The 25,385-nt window shown below is 60.9% G+C and carries 19 protein-coding genes; 8 read left to right on the forward strand and 11 right to left on the reverse strand.

Translation table 11 applies throughout. The annotated features are described in order from the left end of the window. Positions 1-29: 29 nt before the first annotated feature. The 5 genes from ESZ00_RS00340 to ESZ00_RS00360 all read right to left on the reverse strand — a co-directional run bounded on the left by ESZ00_RS00340 (position 30) and on the right by ESZ00_RS00360 (position 4,317). Positions 30-524: a c-type cytochrome gene (locus ESZ00_RS00340; RefSeq protein ID WP_129206199.1), complete on the reverse strand. Its 495-nt coding sequence runs from the start codon at positions 522-524 to the stop codon at positions 30-32. Positions 525-539: 15 nt separating this feature from the next. Further along, the gene (locus ESZ00_RS00345) at positions 540-899 is read right to left on the reverse strand and encodes a cupredoxin domain-containing protein (RefSeq protein WP_129206200.1); all 360 of its coding nucleotides are present in this window, start codon (positions 897-899) and stop codon (positions 540-542) included. Between the two features lie 134 nt (positions 900-1,033). Next, on the reverse strand, positions 1,034-2,380 hold the full coding sequence (locus tag ESZ00_RS00350; RefSeq protein WP_129206201.1) for a GntT/GntP/DsdX family permease: 1,347 nt from the start codon (positions 2,378-2,380) through the stop codon (positions 1,034-1,036). 48 nt (positions 2,381-2,428) lie between these two features. Beyond that, positions 2,429-2,821 carry a RidA family protein gene (locus ESZ00_RS00355; RefSeq protein ID WP_204520137.1) on the reverse strand — a complete coding sequence of 131 codons (393 nt, stop codon included), beginning with the start codon at positions 2,819-2,821 and terminating at the stop codon, positions 2,429-2,431. A 17-nt stretch (positions 2,822-2,838) separates the two neighbouring features. Beyond that, positions 2,839-4,317 carry an N-acyl-D-amino-acid deacylase family protein gene (locus tag ESZ00_RS00360; protein ID WP_129206202.1) on the reverse strand — a complete coding sequence of 493 codons (1,479 nt, stop codon included), beginning with the start codon at positions 4,315-4,317 and terminating at the stop codon, positions 2,839-2,841. Positions 4,318-4,377: 60 nt separating this feature from the next. Here ESZ00_RS00360 and ESZ00_RS00365 point away from each other — a divergent pair, with 60 nt between their 5' ends. Continuing rightward, positions 4,378-5,649, forward strand: a complete 1,272-nt coding sequence (locus ESZ00_RS00365) for an amino acid deaminase (protein WP_229740852.1) — start codon at positions 4,378-4,380, stop codon at positions 5,647-5,649. Between the two features lie 131 nt (positions 5,650-5,780). On the opposite strand, the gene ESZ00_RS00370 is transcribed toward ESZ00_RS00365, so the two are convergent. Further along, entirely contained in the window at positions 5,781-9,032 is a 3,252-nt protein-coding gene (locus ESZ00_RS00370) for a S41 family peptidase (protein WP_129206203.1), read from the reverse strand. A gap of 306 nt (positions 9,033-9,338) precedes the next feature. On the opposite strand from ESZ00_RS00370, the gene ESZ00_RS00375 reads away from it, so the two are divergent. After that, the gene (locus tag ESZ00_RS00375; protein WP_164981259.1) at positions 9,339-11,000 is read left to right on the forward strand and encodes an aryl-sulfate sulfotransferase; all 1,662 of its coding nucleotides are present in this window, start codon (positions 9,339-9,341) and stop codon (positions 10,998-11,000) included. A 200-nt stretch (positions 11,001-11,200) separates the two neighbouring features. On the opposite strand, the gene ESZ00_RS00380 is transcribed toward ESZ00_RS00375, so the two are convergent. Further along, complete coding sequence (locus ESZ00_RS00380) at positions 11,201-12,331, reverse strand: hypothetical protein (protein ID WP_129206205.1); 1,131 nt, start codon at positions 12,329-12,331, stop codon at positions 11,201-11,203. Positions 12,332-12,503: 172 nt separating this feature from the next. On the opposite strand from ESZ00_RS00380, the gene ESZ00_RS00385 reads away from it, so the two are divergent. Both ESZ00_RS00385 and cysC read left to right on the forward strand, forming a co-directional pair. Then, complete coding sequence (locus ESZ00_RS00385; protein ID WP_164981260.1) at positions 12,504-13,394, forward strand: PHP domain-containing protein; 891 nt, start codon at positions 12,504-12,506, stop codon at positions 13,392-13,394. After that, positions 13,384-14,943 (forward strand): adenylyl-sulfate kinase, encoded by a 1,560-nt coding sequence (gene cysC, locus ESZ00_RS00390; protein ID WP_164981261.1) that lies wholly within the window; start codon positions 13,384-13,386, stop codon positions 14,941-14,943. The genes ESZ00_RS00385 and cysC overlap by 11 nt, the downstream gene beginning before the upstream one ends. Before the next feature lie 65 nt (positions 14,944-15,008). Here the strand turns inward: cysC and ESZ00_RS00395 are convergent, their stop codons facing one another. Beyond that, the gene (locus tag ESZ00_RS00395) at positions 15,009-15,791 is read right to left on the reverse strand and encodes an ABC transporter ATP-binding protein (RefSeq protein ID WP_229740853.1); all 783 of its coding nucleotides are present in this window, start codon (positions 15,789-15,791) and stop codon (positions 15,009-15,011) included. Between the two features lie 138 nt (positions 15,792-15,929). On the opposite strand from ESZ00_RS00395, the gene argJ reads away from it, so the two are divergent. The 3 genes from argJ (at position 15,930) to ESZ00_RS00410 (ending at position 19,988) form a co-directional block, all read left to right on the forward strand. Further along, positions 15,930-17,150 (forward strand): bifunctional glutamate N-acetyltransferase/amino-acid acetyltransferase ArgJ, encoded by a 1,221-nt coding sequence (gene argJ, locus ESZ00_RS00400; protein ID WP_129206208.1) that lies wholly within the window; start codon positions 15,930-15,932, stop codon positions 17,148-17,150. A 215-nt stretch (positions 17,151-17,365) separates the two neighbouring features. Further along, on the forward strand, positions 17,366-18,157 hold the full coding sequence (locus ESZ00_RS00405; protein ID WP_129206209.1) for a thiamine pyrophosphate-dependent enzyme: 792 nt from the start codon (positions 17,366-17,368) through the stop codon (positions 18,155-18,157). Between the two features lie 73 nt (positions 18,158-18,230). Beyond that, positions 18,231-19,988: a capsule assembly Wzi family protein gene (locus tag ESZ00_RS00410; RefSeq protein ID WP_229740854.1), complete on the forward strand. Its 1,758-nt coding sequence runs from the start codon at positions 18,231-18,233 to the stop codon at positions 19,986-19,988. A gap of 161 nt (positions 19,989-20,149) precedes the next feature. On the opposite strand, the gene gpmI is transcribed toward ESZ00_RS00410, so the two are convergent. From gpmI to eno, 3 genes are all read right to left on the reverse strand, one after another. Beyond that, complete coding sequence (gene gpmI, locus ESZ00_RS00415) at positions 20,150-21,760, reverse strand: 2,3-bisphosphoglycerate-independent phosphoglycerate mutase (RefSeq protein ID WP_129206210.1); 1,611 nt, start codon at positions 21,758-21,760, stop codon at positions 20,150-20,152. Between the two features lie 52 nt (positions 21,761-21,812). Beyond that, the gene (locus ESZ00_RS00420; protein ID WP_129206211.1) at positions 21,813-22,439 is read right to left on the reverse strand and encodes a DUF2059 domain-containing protein; all 627 of its coding nucleotides are present in this window, start codon (positions 22,437-22,439) and stop codon (positions 21,813-21,815) included. A 77-nt stretch (positions 22,440-22,516) separates the two neighbouring features. Next, positions 22,517-23,809 (reverse strand): phosphopyruvate hydratase, encoded by a 1,293-nt coding sequence (gene eno, locus ESZ00_RS00425; RefSeq protein ID WP_129206212.1) that lies wholly within the window; start codon positions 23,807-23,809, stop codon positions 22,517-22,519. A 495-nt stretch (positions 23,810-24,304) separates the two neighbouring features. On the opposite strand from eno, the gene ESZ00_RS00430 reads away from it, so the two are divergent. After that, complete coding sequence (locus ESZ00_RS00430) at positions 24,305-25,291, forward strand: glycine zipper family protein (RefSeq protein WP_129206213.1); 987 nt, start codon at positions 24,305-24,307, stop codon at positions 25,289-25,291. Positions 25,292-25,385 lie beyond the last annotated feature (94 nt).

A 25,385-nucleotide genomic window follows, 5' to 3' on the forward strand; every position in this document is an offset into this window, starting at 1 on the left:
AGAAATCCGCCGAGCTTTGTTTTATGAACTTACTTCGAGGGAACCGTACCACCATAAACAGCGGGCTCGCCGAGGCTGCCAGCCCTGGGCAGATGGCGAATGTAGAGAACCATCTTCCACATATCGTCATCGGCGAAGACACCTTCGGACGGCGGCATGCCGGAGGGCCCGATGCCGTGCTGGATGATCCACTTGAGCTGGCCGTCCGTGTAACTCTGCACCTCGGAGGAAGCGAGCGATGGGACCGGCGGGTCGATCATTGCAGCAAAGGGAACACCCGTGTTCTGGCCATCGAGACCGTGACAGACCATGCAGTACTGGGTGAAGGCCTGCTTGCCGTCATCGATGTTCGAAGCCGTAGCCGGAAAGGGATTGCGATCGTGCTTTCCTCCGACGGTGATGTGGTGCTTGACCCAGTTCACGGTGTGGGTCTGCGCAGGACCGGGCTTCCCTGCCTTGCAACCGGCGAGGGCGGCGAGGGCAAGAAGCGCGGCAACATGGGCGAAAGAGGGGCGCGAGGTCATGCGTCCGTAGCAGGATTACTTGTCGACGACGTGGACGGTGAGCAGCATCTTGCCGTGGCCCGAGCCACAGAAGACACCGCACTTGCCTGTGAAGTCGCCGGTCTGCCCGGGGGTGATGGTCTGCTCGGCCTTTTCACTGCCCATGGCCTTGATGTTCACACCGAGGCCATCGATTTTGAGGCTGTGCGCAACGTCATCGGAGTACATGACGAGCGTGACCGGCTCGCCCTTCTTGAGGGTGAGCTGATCCGGGACGAAGGCATAGCGCTTGGCATGCACTTCGATGGTGCGGGGTTCCGCACGAAGAAAGGGCGTGAAGGCGAAGGCCGCGGCAAGAACAACGGCGGAGAAGGCTTTGACAGCGTTACGATTCATGGATTCTGAACTCAAGGTCTTCCTTGCTCCAGCATAGATGGGACGAAGCGATTCCGGAAACGAAAACCGTGCCAGCCGGGAAGGAGTGACCACGCGATGAAGATTTCGCAACCTGCAACGCGGCCTATCGCCCTCTAGATCAGCGATATCCCCATGGCCAGCAGCAGCGCGGTGACGGAGATGAGCGTCTCGCAAACAGACCAGGTCTTGATGGTGTCGACGACACTCATATCGAAGTACTCCTTCACCAGCCAGAAGCCGCCGTCATTCACGTGCGAAAAGATGACGGAACCCGCTCCGGTGGCGACGGCCAGCAACTCCGGCCGGACACCGGCAGCATGCGCAGCGATGGGGGCGACAATGCCGGCGGCCGTGGTCATGGCGACCGTCGACGAACCGGTGGCGATGCGCAGAAGCGCAGCGAGAAGCCAGGCCAGCAGTAATAGCGGCACGTGGCTACCAAGCGCCACTCCGACAATGGCGTGCGAAACTCCGCTGTCCTGAAGGATGCGGCCGAAGCCACCGCCCGCGCCGACGAGCAGCGTGATGGTCGCAGTGGGAGCGAGACACTCGTTGGTAAAGCGAAGGATGGTCTCACGTGTGAAGCCGCCCACGCGTCCGAGGGTAAAGAAACTGACGAGAACGCCGATGAGCAGGGCGATGTCGTCGTTGCCAATGAAATGAAGAGCCTGGTTTACGCCGCTGCCTGGCGCAGTAAAAGCATCCGCCCCACTGCCGACAAGCATGAGCAGCACAGGCGCGAGAATGGTGAACAGCGTAAGTGAAAACGATGGCAGACGGCGGCCGGGGTCGCGTTCGGCGAACTGCGCAGCCATGGGATTCTCATGCGAGAGACGGATGCGCGGCGCAATGATCATTGTCCAGAGCGGACCAGCGATGATGGCCGCAGGAATGCCGATAGCAAGCGCGAAAAAGATGGTGCGGCCAATATCGGCGTGATACGCGGTCGCGGCGAGCATGGCGGCCGGGTGCGGCGGCACGAGCGCGTGATCGACCGAGATGCCTGCAACCATGGGCAACGCGACAAAGACGAGCGAGCGGCCGGTGCGCCGGGCAACGGTATAGGCAATGGGAATGAGCAGAACGAAGCCGACCTCAAAAAACGCAGGCAGACCGACGATGAGGGCGATGACCATCATGGCCCAGTGCACGCGCTTTTCGCCAAAGAGACGGATGAGAGTGAAGGCGATCTGATCGGAGCCGCCGGACTCGGCCATCATTTTGCCGAGCATGGTGCCGAGCGCTACCACGACGGCGATATGTCCGAGCGTGTTGCCGACGCCGACCTCGAAGGAGTGCACGATGTCCACCGCGGGCATGTGCACCGCGAGCGCGAGGCCGAGCGAGGCGAGCAGCAACGTGATGAAGGGGTTGAGCCGGAAGACGGCGATGAGCACGACGAGCGCCACCACGGCGACGAGCGCCGAGAGAAGCAAAAAGAGGCTATGCGGATCGATCATCGGGGGCGTCGTGTCTCCGGCAGAAGTGAAGCGCTATGGCGAAATTGTCTACCTGGCAGGTGCCTTGTAGGCGACGCAGTCGATTTCAACCTTGCAGTCGACCACCATGCTGGAGACGACGCAGGCGCGCGCGGGTGGATGCTCGCCAAAGTATTCGCGGAAGACCCCGTTGAAGGACTGGAAGTCGCGGGGATCATCGAGCCAGACGCCACAACGGACGACATGCTCGGCGGAGTAGCCTGCCTCATTGAGGATGGCAAAGAGATTTTTGATGGCCTGGTGCGACTGGGCGATGATGCCTCCGAAGATGACTTCGCCGTTGACCATAGGAACCTGTCCGGAGACGTAAAGCCAGCCATCGGCTTCTACTGCGCGGGCAAAGGGCAGATGTTGACCGCCGGTGCCCTTGCCTCCTTCTACTCCATACCGCTTCATACTCATCTTCACTCCTGATTGGGTTACTGAATCCAGTGGGTGCGGCCGCGGGGAAGATAGCGGCCGGCACGCGCGCCGGTGGGCTCCTGCGCAGTATACGTGAGCACGCCGTTGACCCAGACATGCGAAATGCCCTGTGCGGCCTGGATGGGATCGGAATATGTCGCAGTATCGGTGACAGATTCAGGATCAAAGAGGACCAAATCCGCAAAGGCGCCTTCCGCGATCACACCTCGGCCTTCAAGGCCGAAACGCGCGGCAGGCATGGCGGTCATTTTATGAATCGCGGTGGCAAGCGGGAGCAGCTTCTCCTCCCTGCTATAGCGGCCGAGCACGCGGGGAAAGGTTCCCCAGAGGCGTGGATGCGGGCGTGGGTCGAGGGGCAAACCATCGGAGCCGATCATGGTGGCAGGATGGGCGAGGATGCGGCGCATGTCGTCCTCGGAGATGCTGTGGTAGATAGCGCCGGCGGGCTGGAGGCGGCGCGCAGCTTCAAGCTGCGTAAGGCCCCAGCCTTCTGCGATGCGCGCGAGGGACTGGCCTGCAACCTCAGGGTGCGGGGTGCTCCAGGTGATGGTGATGGCGACGCGCTCGTCGATCTGACGAAGATCGAGGGTGCTGGAGCCGGCAGCATAGGGATAGCAATCGCAACCGATAGCCAGCGTTTCACGCGCAGCTTCGAGCACAGCGAGGACTTCCGCACTGCGTCCCCAGTTAGCAATCCCCGCGCACTTGAGATGCGAGACGATGACTGGAACCTGCGACTCGCCGCCGATGGTAAAGGCTTCGCGGAGCGCGTCGAGAATCGTCTCCGTCTCGCTGCGCAGGTGCGTGGTGTAGACGGCGCGGTGCGCAGCGAGCGGCTGGGCAAGAGCGATGACTTCCTCCGTGGTGGCATGGATCGCAGAGAGATAGGCGAGGCCGGTGCTGAGGCCGAGAGCTCCGTCCGCGAGTGCCTCTTCGAGCTGTGCGCGCATGGCAGCAACTTCACTGGAGCTGGCGGCGCGATCGAGGCGGTCCATGTGATTGCTGCGCAGCGCGGTGTGACCGATGAGCGCGGCTACGTTGACGGCGGGCTGCGCGTCGGAGATGGCCGCGATGTAGTCGTGGAAGGCGGGATAGCGGAAATCGGCTGCTTCCCCAAGAAGGTTCATCGGGTCGGGCGGCTCAGCCTTCAGCGTAACGGGCGACGCGGAGATGCCGCAGTTGCCGACAATGACCGTGGTGACGCCTTGCGAAATTTTGGGCAGCATCTGCGGACTGCGCAGGACGGCGGTATCGTCGTGCGTGTGTACGTCGATGAAGCCGGGAGCAAGAGCGAGGCCGCGGGCATCGAGCTCAGCCGTGGTCTGGACATCGAGGCGGGAACCGATGGCAAGAATGCGATCGCCCTCGATGGCGAGGTCGGCAAGATCGCCGTTGAAAATGCCAGCCCGGCCATCGCTCTCATGGAGGCCGTCATAGATGCGGGCGTTACGGATAAGGAGATCGCAGTTTTTCATACATGCTTGCTCCCATATAGCCTATAACCGTCATCGTACTTCCCCGCAGGAGCCCTTGCTTTGGAACATTCCTCGTCACTCGCTTCGCCGCTGATTTCACCACTCAACAAAGGACTGGGCACGCTGGCCGAACCGCTGCCTGCAGCCGCGATGGCGGCTCTGCACTGGAACATTCTTCGCGAGGACGTGAGCCTGCCGTGCGCGGTGCTCTACGAGGAGCGACTGGAGCACAACCTCAAGTGGATGCAGCGTTTCATCGAGGAGTATGGCGTGAAGCTGGCTCCGCATGGGAAGACGACGATGACGCCGAAGCTCTTTGCGCGGCAGATTGCAGGCGGAGCGTGGGGTATCACGCTGGCAACGGCGCAACAGGCACTGGCAGCATATGAGCACGGTATACGGCGGGTGCTGATGATGAACCAGCTTGTCGGCAGACAAAATATGGAGGCTGTGTCACGGCTGCTCGAAGATCCTGCGTTCGATTTCTACTGCCTGGTGGATTCAGCGGCACAGATCGAGCAGCTTGGGACGTTTTTCCATGCAAAACGGCAGCGGGTGCAGGTGCTGCTGGAAGTGGGTATAGAAGGCGGCCGGGCCGGGGTGCGCAACGCAGCGCAGATCGTCGAGGTGCTCGCGGCTCTCGCACGGTGGAAGGACACTCTGGCGCTACGCGGCGTGGAGCTGTTCGAAGGATTACTGAAGGAAGAGAGTGCGGTGCGCAGCTTTCTGGAGCGTGCGACTGCAGTAATGCGGCAACTGCTCGCGGAGAAACATCTTGCTCCCGGTAAGGCGATCCTGACCGGTGCGGGTTCGGCGTGGTATGACGTGGTAGCAGAGGTCTTCACAGGCGCGGGTTTTGGCGAGGCGGTGGAAATTGTGCTGCGCCCGGGCTGCTACCTGACGCACGACGTGGGCGCGTATCGCGAGGCGCAGGAGCGCATCCTGGCGACTAACCCGATCGCGCAGAAGCTGCGCGCCGGACTGTTGCCGGCGCAGCATGTGTGGTCCTATGTGCAGTCTGTGCCGGAGGCGGAACGAGCTATTTTAGGCATGGGCAAGCGCGATGCAGCCTTCGATGCGGGGCTGCCGGAGCCGGCACTGCACTATCGTCCAGGTGAGGATGCTCCGCGAACGACGCCTGCGCACTGGAAACTGGCGAAGATGATGGACCAGCACGCATATCTCGATATTCAGGCAGGCGATGACATACGGCCTGGAGACATGATCGCCTGCGATGTGGCGCATCCGTGCCTGACTTTCGACAAATGGCGGACGCTGCTGGTGGTGAATACGCACTATGACGTCATCGATGTGGTGGAGACGTACTTCTAGAGCAGTGACAAATCGGGCGCCCGAGATCTCCGAATCGAGACCTGAGCACCCGGACTTCTTAAAGATTCATGTGAGACCCACCCATGACAAAATCTGTCATGGGTGGGGCACCCGATTTGTTACGGTGACGATTACGATTTTCCGGCCTTGAGCTGGTCGAGAAGAACCGAGACTGCTTTTTCGAGTTGCGAGTCGTGGTCTTCAAGGGTTTCTCCGGGCTGGCGGACGACCTCAACATCGACCGGGCGGGGATGGCCTTCCATCGTCTGCCCGCGTAGATCCTGTACGCGAATCTCAGGCAAACGTACGGCGGAACCGTCGATAAGGCCGGTACCGCCGGTGAAGATGATCCAGCCCGCTGTCGGCGTACCGACGACCTTGCCGAGGTGCAACGCGCGGTAGCCTTCGGTGAAGTCCTCAGCGTCGGAGAGCGAACTTTCATTGGTAAGAAGAACAGTGGGCAACCCCAGGGCACGCTGACCAAGCATCTGGCGCGAGGGCGTGGTCGGCTCACCGCGGGTTGTCATGAGGAGATAGTTTTTCCGCGAGAGAACGTCGATCGCGTAGCCGTTGACGTAGCCGCCGTTGTTGTTGCGCACGTCGACGACAACGCCTTCCCTGCCCTCGTTCTGCGCATCGAGATCGATGTAGAGCTGCTTGAGCGAGTGGTCGCCCATGTCTGCGATGTGGACGTAGCCGAGCTTGCCGCCGCTGAGCTTTTCCACCATGGCGCGATTGTGTTCCACCCAGCCGCGATAGAGCAAACCGGACTCCGTCGCAGAGTCAACCGGTTGCACGACGGCATCGCGCTCTTTGCCGTCGGTTGCAGAGATGCGCAGAACGACACGGCGGCCGACCTGATCCTCAAGGAGCTGGTTCAGGTTGGTGTGCCCATCGATGGGCGTGCCATTCACGGCGACGAGCTTCTCACCGACATGCATGGAGCCTTCGACTGCGGCAGGACCGAGGGGGACGATCTCGCGAATGACCAGCCCCTTGCCGGCTTCATAATCGGCGCGGTCGAAGCGCAGACCGAGGCGGCCGGTCTTCACCGGGTGCGCCGCGCCGCCGGAGATGCCGGAGTGCGAGGCATCGAGCTCACCGATCATGAGGTTGATATCGCGACGCATCTCGTCGGGCGTGCGGCTGCCGGCGATGTAGGGCGCGAAGGTGTCGTGGAGCTCGCTCCAGTTGCGGCCGTGGAAATCCTGGTCATAGAAGCGGCGGTTGAGCACGCTCCATGCCTCGTTGAAGGCGACAACCTTATCGGTATTGAAGTCGATATCCATGGTGGCCGTGGCCTGGATGGGCTTGGCCTGGCCGCTTTCGAGCGTGATGCGGCGAGGCTGGCCGTCTTCGAGGATGAGCAGCTCCTTCGAATCCGGCGAGAAGGTGATGCTTCCCTTGTCCTCGGCGTTTGCGGTGAGCTGCTTGGGGACCGGAGGTTCCTTGGGATTCTCCTCAAGCGAGTAGGAATAGAGATTGGAGTGATTCTCCGAGCGCGCAGAGAAGACCAGGGTCTTGCCGTCGGGGCTGATGTGCGGCTCCATGGCATTCAGACCAAGAGGCAGCAGGGTAAGGCGATCACGGATGCCGTCGAAGTCGATGTTGAAGGGCTTGTTCTTGTCGGCTTCTTTCTTGTCCTTCTCCGCGTCTTTGTCTGCTTCCTTATCGCCGGTTTTGGCTTCTTCCGGCGTGGTGGTGGCGGGCTTGGTCTTTGTGTCGTCCTGTTTGGGAGCAGGCTGACCGGGCGCGTGGAAGAGATCGCGGAGCTCGTCTTCGCGATACTTCGGCACGTGCGGGGTGAGATCGACGCGTGCGATCTCGAAGTCTTCACTGCGCTGTGCAGTCTCGAAGAGCAGGTATTTGCCATCGGGCGCCCAGACGATATTGAAGGCGCTTTCTCCATTAGCGAGGAACGACACAAAATGCGCTTCCCCGCCTGCGGCAGGAATCACCTTGATATTGCGGAAGGCATCGACGCCGACGGTGGTGTAGGCGATCCACTGGCTATTGGCGGACCACTCGATCGTGGGTTCTTCCATCAGATCGTTTGCGAGCACCTTATCGCTCATGCCCTCGAGGGCGATGAGACGCAATTCGCGCTCGTTGCGGGTGTAGACGATGCTCTTACCGTCGGGTGACCAGCGAGGATTTTCATTCTCATCCGTGCCGCTGGTGAGCGGGCGTTCCTTATTCGTCTTGAAGTCGTACTCGTAGAGGTTGTGATGCCCGCCTCGTTCGGAAACATAGACGAGGCGCATGGAATCGGAAGACCAGTGCAGATCGCTTTCGCGCTCGGGCGTCGCGGTCACGCGGAAGCCATCGCCTCCATCTTTGGCGGGGATGACAAAGACATCGCCGTGTGCAACGAGGGCCATCTTCTTGCCGTCGGGCGAGAGCTCCATCTCGTCGAAGTGATTCTCAGTCGTATGGCGGATGTCGGGCGACGAAGGCACACCGCGCAGAGTGATGGGCACCTCGGCCGCTTTGCCGGAGGCGATGTCATACTTCCAGATGGTGAGATTCCGCTCGAAGACGATGGCCTTGCCATCGACACAGATGGAGGGGTAGAGAACGCGGCCATGCTCGAAGTGGGTGAGTTGCTTCGGCTCACCACCCAAGGTGAGAGACCAGAGATTCTCGGCACCGCTCTTGTCGCTCATGAAATAGAGCGTGTGTCCGTCCTGCGACCACATGGGCCAGGCGTGCTTGGCATCGGCAGGGATAAGCACTTTTGCAGGTGTAGAGTCGGCGAGAGGCTTGAGCCAGAGCTCGGTCTCGTCGATGTGAGCGTGGCCGCTGCGCCACCATTGTGCGTAGCTGATGCCCTTGGCAATGAGGGCGACGTTTTCGCCGTCGGGTGACGGGGCACTCTCGAACTCGGACAGGTAGCGCTCGCGGCTGACCTCAAGCGGTGTGCCTCCGGCCGCACTCACGCGGAAGATATCGGGCAGATGCGCGATATCGTTCGCCGCGGAGGTGAAGTAAATCCACTTACCGTCGCGGGACCAGCCATCGAGCTGATCGGGAAGATCGCTGAAGGTGAGGCGGCGGAGTTCGCCGGTGGCGAGGGTGAGGATATAGATATCTCCGCTGCCGGTGCGGGTGGAAATGAAGGCAAGCTGCGTGCCGTCGGGCGAATACATGGGGCGCGACTCGGTGGCGGGGTCGGTCACCAGCAGGTGCGCGATGCCGCCCTCGGCCGGCACGGTCCAGATATCGCCGCCGGAGGCAAAAGCAATCTCCTTGCCGTCGGGCGAGAGCGCAGGCTCGGCAAGCGATGGCCGCGAGGCTGGCGCAGCATGGGCGAGGAAGCAGGTGGAAGCAAAGCAGAGAGAGGCAAGGAACGGGCCGCGAAGGCGGTGCGAGAGCGCAGTCATCGGAAGAGTCAGTTGCTCCGTGCGAGGTATGGGAATGAGGATAAACGACAGAAGTGCCGCTGTCCGGAAAGAGTTACCGGCATGAAATGATAGAAAACGGACGGTGCGGCACACAGAAAGCAGAAGATGTGCGTCCCCAGTACGGGGGAGAGCGTCCTATGAGAACAATATCCTCAGAATTTGCAGGTTGGAGTGAAACCCGTGATCGGTGAAAGACATTCTGGAAAGCGCGGAATCCTGCGCTCTACCCCTTTGCTGCTGTTATTGCCGGGATTGCTTCTACCCGGATGCGGGCGGCACACAGCCGTGGAGATAGGGCAGGGAGCGGACAGCTTTCTCTCGGCGGGAGCGGCAAAGACCGGTAACCCGCAGGTGGCGCGCTACACGGTGACACCGCGCACCGCTGCCGATATCACAGTCGAGTTCGGGCCTACGACAGGTTATGGCTCGAAGACCTGGACCGTGCATGCGAATGCGGATCAGCCGGTGGAGATGCTGGTCGCGGGAATGCGCGGGGATGCGACCTATCACATGCGTGCGGTGGTGCATTTCAACGACGGCACCACGGTAAACGATACAGACCAGAGCTTTGCCACCGGGCATTATCCGGAGCACCTGCGGCCGCACATCACCGTGGAGAGCCATGGGAATCCGCAGCCAGGCGTGGAGCTGCTGAATCCGTCGATCGGTTCGGGCTTCCAGGCAACGGTGGTCGACCTCCAGGGCAATCTGCTCTGGGCCTATGAGTACAAGGACCGGCAATCCGTGGCCAAGGTGCAGTTCCATCGCTATGAGCAGTCGGCCGCCTTCACCCTGAAGGGTTGGGGTTGGTGGCTGGAAAAGCATGTGGGCATGCATCCGGCCGGAGATCCAAAGCTGTGGGATGCGAAGCTGTGGAAGTCTCCGCCGCCGATGCGCCGCTTCGCGACGATCATCAACCCGATCAAGCCGCTGCCCAACGGGAATTTTCTGCTGGTGATCGGCCTCGCCTCGCACGCGCTGGTCGATGGTCCTGATGGCACGCCCCCGCCGGGGACGCTGAGCACGCTGCGCGAGATCAATCTTGCAGGCGAGACCGTGTATGACCTACCGGTAGCGGAGCTGAACAAGAGGCTCGCCACCATTGGCTACAAAGGTCCGCAGATCGAGATGGTGCATCACGACGTAGAGGTGCTGCCGAACGGGCACATGATCGTGATTGCGAACGGAACGAAGGTCTACCGCGATCTGCCCGGGCGGCCAGGCGCGACGCGCGTGGTGGGCGACGTGCTGGTGGATCTCGATCAGAACTTCCAGCCGGTGTGGACGTGGAGCACCTTCGATCATCTCGACATTACGCGGCACCCGATGGACTTTCCTGACTGGACGCATACGAATGCGGTGGTCTACACCAAGGACGACGGCAACCTGCTGGTCTCCATGCGCTCGCAGCACTGGGTGATCAAGGTGGATTATCGCAATGGCCACGGTACGGGCAACGTGATCTGGCACCTTGGACATGGCGGCGACTTCCAGCTGATCGGCGGCCATGATCCCGAAGACTGGCAGTATGGAGAGCACCAGCCGGCTATCTTCAGCACGAACAATGCCGGTGTCTTCGACATGGGCGTAATGGACAACGGCAACGAGCGGCTGCTCGCGGATGGGAAGGTCTGCGGCACCAAGGGCGCTGGCCCGTGCTACACGACGGTACCGATCTACCACATCGACGAGGCCGCAAAGACCGCAACACTTGTCTTCCACGATGTGTTTCCGCCGAAGCAGTTCTCTCTGTGGGGCGGCGGCATTCAGTCTCTCGCGAATGGCGATGTGGAGATCGATCTGTGCAACCAGGGGATGGCGTCGAATGTGCTCGAGGTGACGCGGGAGGAGCATCCGCAGACGGTGTGGCAGTTGCACCTGGAGCGCTCGAACTCGTATCGCTCCGAGCGGCTGCCGAGCCTCTATCCCGGCGTGCAGTGGAACTAGCCATCCAGGTACCCGCCTTCGGCTGCTTCGCGCAGGGCGAACGGCCTTCGGCTCCCGCTCCCGTTGGTCGCGGGACTGACCGTCCCGGCATTCGCCTTCGGCCTCCGCTCCCGTTGGTCGCGATGACAAGCAACCAGTAAAACAAAAGTCCCACATCTCGGAAGTGAGATGTGGGACTTCTGCTTTTCCAGCGTGATAGCTTAGTGGGCCGCGGTTGCCGTAAGTGCCGCGTTGCGGAAGGCAGCTTCGTGCTGTGCAGGCACAACCGCCAGCTCGCCCATGCGCCAGGTATCGACGTACGGCACCTTGCGGACGATGGTCCACTCCGCGGAGCCGCCGGCAGGCGGGGCGAACTCGACGATGACGGTGTTATCGACATCATTGAGAACGACGTTGCCGTTGGGCAGGCGGGTGCAGTCTTGAATCCAGCCGCCATCGTAGGGGATGACGCCGGTGCGCTTGAGGTTATCGTCGAGCAGGACCAGTTCCTTGCCGAGGCTGTTGGCGAGAATCCAGCCGCCGGGAATCTTCTCCAGGCTGTGTGCCCGTGCCAGTCCATCAATGACGACTTCGCCCTTCTGCTCGGATGGCGGCAGGCTGCGGTCGATCTGCACGACCACGCCCTGATGGAAAAGCATCGCCAGCACATAGCGCTCATTCTCAGGGTCGCGGATGGTTGCGCAGTTGACATGCGTGCTCTGGTACTTGGTGTGATAGTAGCGATCGCGGTGCTCGCCGCCGCGTCCGCTCTCGCGGCGCTCGCCGGAGGGTGTCACATCGTAGCCATGCTCGGCGGCCCACCACTCCCAGATCACATTGCCCTGAAGATCGACTTCGACGACGAGGTCGGTACCGCAGGAGGCGGCCAGCAGACCGCGCTTTGTGCGCTCGAGGCTGTGGAGATCGTTGAAATAGGGATGCGAGATGCGCTGCAGCAGCTTGCCCGGCTCACGATCGGCGTCGATGCGGAAGATGTTCCCTGCTTCGAAGTCGTTCATGTAAAGAATGCCGTCGGCAAAGCAGTAGCCTGCCGGATTACCGAGGAGATTGCCCCAATCCGACTGCCAGATGATTTCCTGCGTGTCCCAGTCATAGACCACGAAGGTGCCGGGATAGTCGGAGGTGGCATCCATGGTCGGACCGAGCTGATCGGCGGGAAGAAAGCGGTATTCCTCCTTGACCCAGGTGAGAGGCGCCGGCGGAGCGCTGGCGGTAACAGGGATGGCGTTTGCCACTTTCTGGCCGGGGACTGCGGGCAGCCCACCTTCCAGCTTCCAGCGCGCGCGAAGGCGGGCGTTCTGCGTCGTGTAGACAGATGCTGCTAAAAGCATGGAATCAGGCTACAGGATGACGCTACTTTCCGCTAAGGAACAAAGGGCGAAAAGTAAACCATGCCGCTGCGTTATAGAAGGTGCAACTTTTCCCTTCCATATTTCGTCTGGCTTTCCGGGTGGCCTGTAAGCCTTTCGGCTCCGAAAGCCATCACAGTACGATGTGCACCCATTGATCGACCTTCACTCGCATACGGATTTTTCGGACGGAACCTTCGCTCCCGCGGCTCTGGTACAACATGCGGCGGAGAGCGGAATCACCCTGCTCGCAGTTACCGACCACGACACGGTCGACAGCTACCTCCCTGCGCTCGAAGAGGCGCAACGGCTGGGGATACAGCTGCTCTGCGGTGTGGAACTGAGTACGCATGCCGAACCAAGCGAACGCTCGGTACACCTTCTCGGGTATTTCTCTACCCTGCCGCCGCAATCCTTTTGCAACTGGCTTCGGAAATTGCAGGAAGGCCGGCGCGAGCGCAATATCGAGCTCCTTGCCAGGCTGCGGTCCCTGGGGCTGGAGCTGACGTGGGACGAAGTGCAGCGCCTGGCACAGCGACAGGTCGGCCGGCCGCACTTTGCGCAGGCACTGGTAGCACGCGGCTATGTTTCCTCGCTCCGCGAAGCCTTCGACCGCTACCTCGGCGAAGGAGCAGCAGCATGGGTGGAGCGGGACGAACCGCCGCTCACGGAGACGCTGGCCGCGCTGAGAGAAGCAGAAGGGGTGAGCTCTCTCGCACATCCGGTGCGCATAGCAAACGATGCAGAGGCACTCGGAGAATTCATTGCCCAGTACGCTACGCTCGGACTCGATGCTGTGGAGTGCTTTCACCCGGAAATCTCACCGGAGCTCAGCCAGTACCTGGTACAGACGGCATCGGAACTTGGATTGGGAATCACCGGAGGGTCGGACTTTCACGGTGCGAATAAGCCGGGGATTGCGATCGGGACGGGAAAAAATCAAAGCCTGTGCGTGCCCAAGGCGGTGGAAGAGTGGATCATCGCAAAACTGGGCGCAGTTGCGGCAAAAGATGAGCGGTGTCGAAGCTCACGGAATGAAGGGTAGGGGAAATTTGACGCATATCGATCAGCAGAACGACATACGCGATGCCGTCTCCCGGAATGAGCGAAGAGCAGCATTCCTGGATGAGGCATCGAACCTCCCCTCGCTGCAGTTATCCGATGAAACCATGGCATGGTTCGAACTGCTGGCCGGCGGCGCACTCGCTCCGCTGAGCCGCTTCATGGGCAGCGCTGACGCAACAAGCGTAGAGCGGGAGATGCGGCTGGCGAACGGCACGTTCTTCCCTGTTCCTGTGATTCTTCCGGTGAACGACGCCGCAACCTACCGTACAGGCCAGCGCGTGGCCCTGCGCAGCCGGCAGAATCATCTGCTCGCGCTGTTCACCATCGAGGAGGTGTTTGAATATACCGCCGGCGGACACAGCACCTGGGCCATCAGCGGTCCCATGGACGTGCTGCAGGCACCGTTTTCCCTCCTGTTCCCGCACCTGAGAGAATCTCCCGCCAAGCTGCGCTCCGGGCTCCATAGCCTGGACAGCGAACGCGTGCTGGTAGCAGACGAATGGAATCCGCTGGATGGAGCGCAGACCTCGTGGCTGCGCAAGATGGCCGCGTCTCTCGATGGACGCCTGCTGATCAACCTGATGATGTCCCAGGAACGGCTAGACGATTTCGAATTGTTCCAGAGACTGCGCCGATGTGAGTCCGAGTATCACGAGATGCTGGGTCCCCGGGCGTTTCTGAACCTTGTCAGCGTGCCGAAAATGCAGCCGGGAGCGCGATGTCTTCTTCTCCGCGCACTGATTCATCGTAACTATGGTGCGGATGTATATCTGCTCACAGCCGATGCGATGACAGGCTTCTCAGGCGAAGAGTTTGCGCAGTGGGAAGCAGGGATCGAAGCACTCGGCCTCACTACCCTCTCTCCCGAAACACGCTGGGGAGCATCGAACGCGAGCAGACGGACCCTGGCTTCGCTGAGCACGCGCGAGGCCGAGCGCGGCTTCTGTCTCTGGTTTACAGGACTCCCCGGAGCAGGAAAATCGACGATTGCAGAGCAGGTCGTGGTGCGGTTGATGGAGAACAATCGCAGAGTCACGCTGCTTGACGGCGACGTGGTGCGGACGCATCTCTCAAAAGGCCTGGGCTTCTCGCGCGCGGACCGCGACACGAACGTACAGCGAATCGGGTTTGTAGCCGCCGAGATCGTGCGGCATGGCGGCGTGGCAGTATGCGCCGCAGTAAGCCCCTATGGCGAGTCGCGCGACCGGGTGCGGGAGATGATGAAGCCCGGAGCCTTTGTCGAAATCTTTGTCGACACACCGGTTTCCATCTGCGAACAGCGCGACGTAAAGGGCTTCTACACCAAGGCACGCAAGGGAACGATGAGCTCGTTTACCGGCGTGGACGATCCCTACGAGGCTCCAGAACACGCAGAGATTGTGCTGAAAACGAATCAGGCAACGCCGGCCGAAGAGGCTGAAAAGGTGATGCGCTATCTCCTCTCGCATGGGCACCTGGAAATTCCTGAGACCAAGGAAGAGAAGGACCCTGCCCCACGAAAAAAACGGCTGACCGGACAAACGGTCTGAACAGAATCTAGGCGACCAAAAGCAGCAAAGCCCGCATCCTGTGCGGGCTTTGCTGCTTTTGATCGCTACCAGTGATGAAAATATCCGTCGCGCTCCACCAGCGTGACATCGACACCGAAAAGATTGCGCAGTCGCTCTTCGGTGAGAAGATCCTGCTTGGTACCGTCGGCGAAGATGCGTCCATCCCGCATCATGATGACCCTGTTCACTTCAGGCAGGATATCGGCCAGGTGATGCGTGACCATGATGATACCCGTGCCCTGCTGGACAACCAGGCGCAGGGCCTCGCGAAGCTCGCGCTGCGCGGAGATATCGAGTGCATTGGACGGCTCGTCGAGCAGCAGGGTTCCCGGCTCATGGACAAGGGCGCGGGCAATCATGATGCGTCGCTGCTGGCCCGCAGACATCTCGCCGACAAGCTTCTCGCGAAGATAGCCCGCACCCATCAGATCGAGCGCGGCTTCGGCCTTGTCCCACATCTCGGGAAGCACCGTGAGATTGGGCCAGAGCGAAGAGGCGGAGAAGAAGCCCGCTACGACAGCTTCAAGACCGGAAGTCACAGCCGTACGCTCGCCCGGCAGATGCGCTTCCACCACGCCGAGGTGTGTACGAAGCTGCGAGACATCCCAGCGGCTGCGCCCCAGGAGCTCGACCTTTGTCTCCGGATCGGCAATCGGGTAGCACTCGCGGGTGATGGTCTTGATGAGCGTGGATTTGCCACAGCCGTTCGGCCCGAGGATGGCAACATGCTCGCCTTCATGGATGGTGAGGCTCACATCGTGCAGGACCACATTCTCACCGCGTGCCACGTTGACATGCTGCATCTCGAGAAACGTTGAAGTCTTCAACCGCCTGTCCTTTCATTCCAGTGCCGCCCCATACGGAGAAGACCGCGAGGGTTCGGGCTATGAGCAAAGGCCGGGGCAGACCTTTGGCTCTCCTTCATCTTTAGCTCCCCTTTAGAGTTGATAAAGTAAAACCAGACCATGATTCAAACATCGCTCGTCCCCGCCGGTGCGCTGCCGGGCGGGTTCCGTTTTTCCGCAGTCACCGCAGGGCTCAAGCCGAGCGGCAAGCCGGACTTTGCCGTTGCTGTTGCGGATGAGGCTGCAAGCGCAGCCGCCATGTTCACCGGAAACAAGGTAAAGGCTGCTCCGCTGCAGGTCGGCTCAAAGCACCTCGAACACAGTGGCGGAAAGATCCGCGTGGTAGCTGTGAACGCGGGTAATGCCAACTGCGCGACCGGTAAAGCTGGCCTGCGGGCTGCCGAAGCGGTCTGCACCGCTGCGGCAAAGACCTTCGGCACGACTGAGAATGAGGTCTTCCCCTCTTCCACCGGTATTATCGGTGTACCGCTGCCCTATGAGAAGTTAATCGCGACTCTGCCGGAAGTAGAGCGAACGCTCGCGGCTACGCCGGAGGCCTTCTCCTCCTTTGCGACGGCGATCCTGACAACGGACACACGGCCAAAGGTGGCCCAGGCCACGATCCACGTGGACGGACGCGAGGTGCGCATCCTTGGCGCGGCCAAGGGCGCGGGCATGATCCATCCGCAACTGGTGCCGCACGCGACGATGCTGGTGTATCTCTTCACCGATGCGGCGGTTGCGCCGGCAGCGCTGAAGGCGCTGCTCGAGGGATCGGTGGAGCTGAGCTTCAACCGCATCTCGATCGATGGCGACACCTCCACCAACGACACCGTGCTGCTGCTGGCCTCCAGCGTGAGCGGCGCGAGCGTGGACGAGCACCACGAGGGATTCCGCTCGGCACTGCGCGAAATCTGCACGTCGCTTGCCAAACAAATTGTGGATGATGGCGAAGGCGTAACGCATGTCGTCGAGCTGCAGATAAACGGCGGAGCCAGCGATGCCGACGCCTTGCGCGTGGCCAAGGCGATTGCACATTCTCCGCTGAACAAGACCGCGTGGGCGGGCAGCGATCCGAACTGGGGAAGGCTCATGGCCGCAGCAGGTTACTCCGGCGCGGAGCTCGACCCGGCACGGATAAACATCTGGCTCGGCGAGCAGAAGATCTGCGAAAACGGTGGCCGTGTTGCCGATTTCGATAAGAGCAGAGCCCATCAGTACCTCACGCAACGGAATGTGACGATTCGTCTGGATCTCGGCCTCGGCTCGGGCAGCTGTGTTTTCTGGACGACCGATCTGACGACGGAATACGTGCACATTAACGCAGATTATTCGACCTAAAAACGCGACCGATAGACCGCGCGAAAGTGCATCAAAATGTGTGCAGGTTGCTAGACCCCGCATAAACACTGCACTTTCGCGCTATTTTCCCCGGTCTTGCACAGGCTTTTTCACATTTCTGTTGAAATCCTTTCGCCTCCGCGTGGGAAAGTTTGCGCGCGCCGGCGAAAAAACTTCCGCTACAATCGCACAGACGAGGCACCTGTCCGCACCCCATGTCATCATCCAGGCAGAAATCTGCAGCGGCGATTGCCGGCAAGAACGGGCATTCGCTGATCAGCGACGAAAAGTTCCGCGCGTTGTACGATGCGCTTCTCGAAGGCCAGCTGCTGCATGAACAGCTGCGCACGCAGGGGCTGAGAAACGACTCCCTGCATCGCGAGGCCGGTCCAGCTGCGCTGGTACTCGACTTGCGTAAAGAAGACACGCTGCTGATGCCCTCTCCGGTGCACTTCGCACATCGGCTCAAGGGTACGAAGCTCCCTGCGCTGCTGCAGCAAGATACAACCGCAAGCAATGCGGAAGACAGGCTCGCCGATGCGATCCGCGCGGCAGTCCTGCACCAGGTGCGCGGAGACAATGGGATCGTGCTCGTCTTCTTCGAGCTCGATCAGGCAGAGAGCCTCGCGCGCTTCCATGCCCTGTTCACCGCCGCAGTCGGTGGACGTTTGCCGATCGTCTTCGTGCTGGAAAGCCCGGCTGGGTTTGCGGATTCCGCAGCCTTCCGTGAAGCGCATCGCGAGATGGCCTACATCACGGTGGATGCACATGACCTGGTCGCGGTGTATCGCGTGGCGCAGGAGTCGATCGTGCGGGTGCGTGAATCCGCGACACCGGCGCTTATCGAACTGGTCACCGTCGAAGGCCTCTCCGACCCGGCAGAGAAGTTCCATATCTATCTGCAACGCAAGGGATTGCCTGCCAGCCGCTGGAAGATGACAGCAAAGAGAAGATTTGAAAAGGAATGGCACTCTGCTTGTCTTCCCCAAGGCAATCCTCTAGCCTGAGGGCTGGGCTTCGTCACCTGCAGGTTTCACAGTCGTGCATCGAAACGGCTACCCCCAATCGTTCGAGGTGTAATTGAGAGTATTTCTGTCATCAGGCCTGCTCCTCCTGCTGGGCATCCCCGTTTCCTCCGCAGCCGCGCAGACGACCGATACCGCGACTGCCTCAGCATCTACACCGCAGGGTGTGCCCTCCAACTATCAACCAGCCATGCCGGTCACCTATATCAGCTCACTGGGCTCAACCTATGTGCCCATGGACAGCTGGATTTATCCGGCGCTGGACCGGCTGCATGGAATGGGCTACCTGGACACGGCTTATCTTGGCATGCGGCCGTGGACCCGGCTGAGCATCGCGCACATGCTGCAGGAGACGAGCAACAAGATCGATTCGCATCCGGACGATGAGGCAGCACTGGAGATCTTTCTGGCTCTGCGCAAGGAGTTCGAAGCGGACGAAGAAGGCGGGAACGGCCAGCGTGTCGCGCATATGGAGCTCGAGAGCACCTATACGGACTTCCGCGGCATTGCCGGAACCCCGTTGCGTGACAGCTTCAACCTCGGACAGACCATCGTGAACGATTACGGGCGTCCATACCAGGAAGGCTTCAACAACTACAGTGGCTTCAGCGCACGGGCCGAGGCAGGACGCTTCTCACTCTACTTCCGCGGCGAGTATCAGCATGCACCCGGTGCCGCGGGATATTCGCAGGCACTGGCGGAGTACCTCTCCGAGCGTGCCACTGTCCCCTTCGCAACCAACCCCGTTCAGGACACGATCCCCGAAGGACCGATTGCCGAAGCGAATCCATTTCGCGTGATGGAAGCGTCTCTCTCCTATCACCTGCTGGGACATGAAATCTCGTTTGGCAAGAACGACCACTGGCTAAGCCCCGCCAGCGGCGGCGCAATGTCGTGGAGCACCAACGCCGAAAACATCTACACCTTCGATATCAACCGCGTGGAGCCACTGCGTATTCCTGGACTCTCGCGGATCACAGGTCCGTTCCGCTATGAGTTCTTTGTCGGTAGCCTGAAGGGCCACACGGCCCCGAATGATCCATGGACGCACATGGAGAAGATCAGCTTCAAGCCAACGAAAAATCTCGAGCTCGGCTTCGAGCGCACGGTGATCTGGGGCGGTAAAGGGCACGAACCGATTACCATCCACACATTCCTGAAGAGCTTCTTCAGCGTCCAGAATGTGACGTACCAGGAGAAGTTCTCCCGCGACGACCCAGGCGCGCGCTTCGGCAGCTTCGACTTCAACTATCGCCTGCCCTTCGTCCGCAACTGGCTCACGCTGTACTCCGATTCGGAAGCGCATGACGATGTGAACCCCATCAGCGCGCCGCGCCGCTCCGGCATCCGACCGGGACTTTATCTCTCTCATACGCCGGGACTGCCCCAGCTCGATCTGCGCGTGGAGGCAGCGGACACGATGCCGGTCAGCGATGCCAACTCACCCGGCTTCTTCCTTTACAACGAGAGCGTCCAGAAGCAAGGCACGACAAACAAAGGCTTCATGTTCAGCGACTGGATTGGACGTGGTGCAAAGGGCGGTCAAGCATGGCTGACCTATCACCTCTCACCGAATGAGAACATTCAGTTCGCCTATCGCAATGCAAAAGTCGACCAGGCATTCATTGCCGGCGGCACCACGCAGAATCTCTACACCATCTCAGCCGTGAAGCGGGTGATGAAGGACATCGAGATCCGTGGCTCCGTTCAGCACGAAGAGTGGAAGGCCCCGATCTACAAGACCGGTCAGCAGGGCGACACGACGGTCGAAGCGCAGTTCACCTGGTTTCCGAAGCTGGAAAAGAAGTTCTAACCATTGCATGGAGCAGACGCCTTCGGCACCCGCTCCCTTTGGTCGCGATCTGGCACGCTTCGAACCCATGTCTCAATGGCGAGACATGGGGCACCCGGGGTTTGTGGGAGAAGGATGTGGGTGCCCCCACCTCTCGTTTTTGAGAGGTGGGTTCGCAGGATCTAGCCGATCCGCTGGCGGAGATCGGAGCCGGTCATTTCGATGGGCTCGTTGAGATTGAGCATGCCCAGCACGGTCGGCGAAATATCGCGCAGCGAGCCATTCGGGCTCAGCGTGTACTGGTTGGCATCCTCCGCCACGTAGATAAAGGGCACAGGGTTGGTAGTGTGCGCGGTATGCGGGCCACCGGTCACGGGGTCGACCATCATCTCAGCATTACCGTGATCGGCAGTGATGAGCATCGATCCGCCATATTGCTTCAGCGCGCGGTAGATCTCACCGAGGCAAGCATCGACGGTCTCTACGCCTTTGATCGTCGGCTCGAGCTTGCCTGAGTGACCGACCATGTCCGCGTTCGCAAAGTTGACGACTAATAGCTCAAAGGTGCGGTCCTGCAAGGCTTTGACCACACCCTCGGCAATGCCGGCCGCCGACATCTCGGGCAGCAAGTCGTAGGTCGCAACCTTCTTCGACGGAATGAGCAGACGATCTTCGCCGGGGAATGGCGTCTCGATGCCGCCGTTGAAGAAGTAGGTGACGTGCGCGTACTTTTCCGTCTCGGCGATGCGCAGGTTGCGCATCTGCGCCTTGGACATCAGGTTTGCGAGCAGGTTGTCCATCGACTCGGGCAGAATGATGAGCGGCAGCGTGTAGTTCTTGTCGTACTGCGTCATGCAGAGGTACGTCAGATCTTTCGGCACCTCGCTGCGCGGGATGGTCGTGTCCAGCTCTTCTGCTTTCGCGAGATCGAGACCGTCCTTCTTCGTCAGACCGCTGTTACGCGTGAGCACACGCGTGATCTGGCGGGCGCGATCGGCGCGGTAGTTGAACATGATGCAGACATCTTCATCGCGGATGGGGCCGTTCGGATGACCGTGCGCATCGGTGACTACGAAGGGAATGATGAACTCGTCCGTAATGCCGTTGTTGTAAAGCTCCTTCACGCGCGCGACCGGATCGGCATAGGCGCCGCCCTCGGCGTGGCCCTTCACCATCGCGTCGAAGGCCAGCTTTTCGCGCTCCCAGCGGAAGTCGCGGTCCATCGCATAGTAGCGCCCGGAGATCGAAGCGATCTTGCCGATCTGCAACTCACGCATCTTCTGCTCGAGAGCCGCAAGATAGCCGGCGCCAGAGGTGGGCAGCGTATCGCGGCCGTCCATGAAAGCATGCACGTAGACCTTCTCGAGACCAAGACGCTTCGCGGCTTCAAGCAGCGCGTAGAGATGGCGTTGATGCGCATGCACGCCGCCGTCGGAGACCAGGCCGAGCAGGTGCAGCGCATGTCCGCCTGCGGCGGCTTTCTTCATGGCGGAGACGATCGCCGGATCGGAGTAGAAATCACCACTGGCGATCAGCCCATCGATGCGGGAGATATCCATGCGCACGACGCGACCCGCGCCGATATTCAGGTGACCGACCTCACTGTTGCCCATCTGCCCGTCAGGCAGGCCGACGAAGTGATCGGAGGCGTGCAGCAGCGTGTTCGGGAACTCAGCCAGCAGCTTGTCATAAGTCGGCTTGCGAGCCAGCGCGATGGCGTTGTTCTCCACCTGCGGACGATAACCCCATCCGTCGAGGATGGTCAGCACGATAGGCGTTTTAGGGGTCGACACTCTTGCTCCTGAAAAGCTTGGGCCGCTGTGCGCGGCCCGTGGTTGAGTCTACTTACTGCTGAGGCTTTGCTGCGGGAGCGGTCGAGGTCGTGGAGGAGCCACTTCCAGAGCCAGTCCCTGTCGAGCTGCCGGACTTGGGCGCATGCTCGGCCTGATACTGCTTCAGAGCAGCCTCGATCTCCGGCTTGTGGCGCTCGAAGACCTGCTGCGCGGTCTTCTGTCCTAGCTCTGCACCGATACGCTCGCTCTGCATCATGATCGCGGGCATGGTGTGGATCATATTTTTGCCGGCAGGCGTCTTGTAAAACGCAATGATCGCGTCCGCATCTGTGGTCGAGATGTGCTGTTTGTAGAGTGCGATGATCGGCGTCTGGAGATCGACCTTCGAGAGCGACTGGACGAGATCGTCGATCACATCCTTGGGGGCAAACGGGATGCGCTGCTGGAAGTATGCGGTCATGCCCGTCACGAGCTGCTCCTGCATCTTCGAGGCGCCGGTAAGCTCCATCAGCTCGTGGGCCTGGGCATCGGTAATCGGATTCGCCGGAGGCGCGGGCTGCTGCGGGGCAGCCTGTGAGGCGGGCTTGGTAGGGGTGGAGGCGGAGGTGGAAGCCTGCTGCGCAATCGCAGAAGCAGCCACCAGGAGACAGCAACCAAACAGCGTGACTTGCCTGCGCATGGAGACTCCGAAATGGGGAAATGGGGGAAAGAGGTGCGGCGCGCAAAGAGAGACCCCGCGCGCCGCAGATGCAATGCTTACTCGCCGAAGTTCACGGCTTCGAGGCCGAGGAACTCCGCCGTCTGGCCCAGCTCTTCCTCGATGCGGAGGAGCTGGTTGTACTTCGCGATACGGTCCGTACGCGAGGCCGAGCCGGTCTTGATCTGGCCCACGCCCGTGCCTACCGCGAGGTCGGCGATGAAGGTGTCCTCGGTCTCGCCGCTGCGGTGGGAGATGATCGAGGTATAGCCATAGCGGCGCGCCAGCTGGATCGCTTCGAGCGTCTCGCTGATGGTGCCAATCTGGTTGACCTTGATCAGAATCGAGTTGGCGATAGCCTCGTCGATGCCGCGCTGCAGGCGCTCGGTGTTGGTGACGAAGAGATCGTCGCCGACCAGCTGCACGCGGTCGCCGATCAGCTCGGTGAGATGACGCCAGCCGGACCAGTCGTCCTCGGCCAGACCATCTTCGATCGAGACGATCGGATACTGCTGCGTCCAGCTCTGCCAGAAGGCAGCCATTTCTTCGCTGGTGCGCTCGCTCTTGTCCGACTTCTTGAAGACGTACTTGCCGGTTTCCTTGTTGTAGAACTCGCTGGCCGCGGGATCGAGAGCGATCGCGATGTCCTCACCGGGCTTGTAACCGGCAAGCTCGATGGCCTCGAGAATGACCTCGATGGCTTCCACGTTCGACTTGAGCGAGGGAGCAAAGCCGCCCTCGTCGCCGACCGCGGTGTTGTAGCCACGCTTCTTCAGCACGCCCTTCAGCGTGTGGAAGACTTCCGTGCCCCAGCGCAGCGCATCGGAGAAACGCTCGGCGCCGACCGGCATGACCATGAATTCCTGGAAGTCGACGTTGTTATCCGCGTGCGCGCCGCCGTTGAGAATGTTCATCATCGGGGTGGGCAGAATGGAGGCATTCACACCGCCCAGATAGCGGTAGAGGGGAATGTCGAGCGACTTCGCTGCCGCGCGGGCAACGGCCATCGAAACGGCGAGGATGGCGTTGGCGCCAAGCTTGCCCTTGTTTTCCGTGCCGTCGAGGCCGAGCATGGTGGCGTCGATCAGGCGCTGATTGGTGGAATCAAGACCGGTGAGCTCGGGAGCGATGATGCTCTCGACATTTTCGACGGCCTGCAGCACGCCCTTGCCGAGATAGTGCGACTTGTCGCCGTCACGAAGCTCGACCGCCTCATGCTCGCCGGTTGAAGCGCCGCTGGGTACCGCCGCGCGACCGAGGGTGCCATCGGCCAGCACCACATCCGCTTCCACAGTCGGGTTACCGCGCGAATCGAGAATCTCGCGCGCATGAATGGCAGCAATCTCCGTCATGTCACTCCTTGAAATCTTGTGTTGTAAGCGGTCTTTGAGTTTGGGGCGGCGATCGACGAGGATGGTTTCACCGGACGCTCCGCTGATTGTGTCGATGAAGCTCGTCATAACTGTGTCGAAACAGCCTTCCGCGCAGAAAATATGGGGTTCCCTCGCGATTCTAACAAAGCCGGCGGAGGAGTTTCCCGACTGCAGGCCTGCATCGGGCAGAGATGGACGGGGAAGCCTGACCGGTAACCGCCATGGTACGCAAAACGCATAGGATGGATTTGATCTCTGGCAGCAGCATGCCCGCTCGGCTACGCTGAAAACACCCGGACTGTGTCGCATGGATGGTGCAATAGCCGGGCGAATGAGGGACAACGGATTCCGCTTTTCCGGGTTCCAGTCAGAAGCACTGTGTCCTCCCCGGTTGTCATACGGACACACATCTTTCAGGCCCGGAACCATGAGCATGCAAGGCAATACAGAATCGTTCCCCCCGACGAGGTACACATGAAGGATCTACAGATGAAGGGTCTGCGCAGCGCATGGAAGCCGGGATTGCTCGTCGTTGCCACGCTGGCGCTCTCCGGAGCAGCCTGGGCGCAGCAGGCAACCACGCCGCAATCCGACCAGTATCAGGGCGTTTCGCAGCCACCGCCGGACGACACGATCACCGCATCGCCGGACCCCGCGCCCCCGGCAGTAAAGCCCTCTCCCGCCACGCCTGCGGCAGCTCCTGTACAGCCCGCGTATGTGCCGCCTCCACCGCCTGTGCGTCCTGCGACGCCCGCGAGCGATGACAACTACGACATCGTGACGTCCGTGCCGGTGCAGCAGAATGACGCCACACCGTATTACCGCAATACGGCGCCCGTAGGCGCAACACTGCAGACCCGCGATTCGAATGCCGGCATTGTGACCTCCGTTTCGTCTCCTGCCAATGAACTGGGCGAAGGCACCGACATCCGCGTGCGGCTTGCCGATCGGCTCTCCACCAGAGATACCGAGGCGGGCACGTCCTTCAAGGGCGAAATCACGACGGCGGTCTTCAAGGACGGCCGGGTCATCATTCCTCCGGGATCGGTGCTGAAAGGACGCGTCATGTCGGTGCGCCAGGGACATCACCTGAGCGGTCCAGCGACACTGCGCCTGCGGCCGGACATGGTGATTCTGCCCGATGGAACCGCGTATCACCTCTACGCGCAGCTGGTTGGGACCGAAGCCCGGGGCACAAAAACCGATGCCGAGGGCGGCGTACAGCCCAGCTCGCACTGGAAGAAGGATACGGCTGAATATGGCGTGGGCGCAGGTACCGGCGCAGTGGTCGGCGCCGAATTTGCCGGCCCGACCGGCGCACTGGTCGGCGCAGGTGTGGGCGCGACGCTGGTGACCGCCCATCTGCTCATGAAGCATCCCGAAGCCGCAGTTCTGCCGGCCGGCTCGGTGGTGACCTTCAGCCTGAGCGAGCCGATGGAGCTGACTCCGACGCGCAATTAAACTTCGCCTCAGAATCCACTCACGGGATGCCTGCGGGCATCCCGTTTTGTTTGCTCTGCCACGAAACGAGCCAGCGGAATACAATCACGGCGTC

It is taken from the genome of Silvibacterium dinghuense, from assembly GCF_004123295.1.
In the GTDB taxonomy this organism is placed as follows: Bacteria; Acidobacteriota; Terriglobia; order Terriglobales; family Acidobacteriaceae; genus Silvibacterium; species Silvibacterium dinghuense.

Excerpts from the sequence above, each read along its gene's own strand:
- cysC (WP_164981261.1), top strand. The coding sequence starts at position 13,384 with ATGAAGGGTAGGGGAAATTTGACGCATATCGATCAGCAGAACGACATA.
- ESZ00_RS00355 (WP_204520137.1), bottom strand. The coding sequence starts at position 2,821 with ATGAGTATGAAGCGGTATGGAGTAGAAGGAGGCAAGGGCACCGGCGGT.
- ESZ00_RS00405 (WP_129206209.1), top strand. The coding sequence starts at position 17,366 with ATGTCATCATCCAGGCAGAAATCTGCAGCGGCGATTGCCGGCAAGAAC.
- argJ (WP_129206208.1), top strand. The coding sequence starts at position 15,930 with ATGATTCAAACATCGCTCGTCCCCGCCGGTGCGCTGCCGGGCGGGTTC.
- ESZ00_RS00340 (WP_129206199.1), bottom strand. The coding sequence starts at position 524 with ATGACCTCGCGCCCCTCTTTCGCCCATGTTGCCGCGCTTCTTGCCCTC.
- ESZ00_RS00420 (WP_129206211.1), bottom strand. The coding sequence starts at position 22,439 with ATGCGCAGGCAAGTCACGCTGTTTGGTTGCTGTCTCCTGGTGGCTGCT.
- ESZ00_RS00370 (WP_129206203.1), bottom strand. The coding sequence starts at position 9,032 with ATGACTGCGCTCTCGCACCGCCTTCGCGGCCCGTTCCTTGCCTCTCTC.
- ESZ00_RS00350 (WP_129206201.1), bottom strand. The coding sequence starts at position 2,380 with ATGATCGATCCGCATAGCCTCTTTTTGCTTCTCTCGGCGCTCGTCGCC.
- ESZ00_RS00360 (WP_129206202.1), bottom strand. The coding sequence starts at position 4,317 with ATGAAAAACTGCGATCTCCTTATCCGTAACGCCCGCATCTATGACGGC.
- ESZ00_RS00380 (WP_129206205.1), bottom strand. The coding sequence starts at position 12,331 with ATGCTTTTAGCAGCATCTGTCTACACGACGCAGAACGCCCGCCTTCGC.
- ESZ00_RS00430 (WP_129206213.1), top strand. The coding sequence starts at position 24,305 with ATGAAGGATCTACAGATGAAGGGTCTGCGCAGCGCATGGAAGCCGGGA.
- eno (WP_129206212.1), bottom strand. The coding sequence starts at position 23,809 with ATGACGGAGATTGCTGCCATTCATGCGCGCGAGATTCTCGATTCGCGC.
- ESZ00_RS00345 (WP_129206200.1), bottom strand. The coding sequence starts at position 899 with ATGAATCGTAACGCTGTCAAAGCCTTCTCCGCCGTTGTTCTTGCCGCG.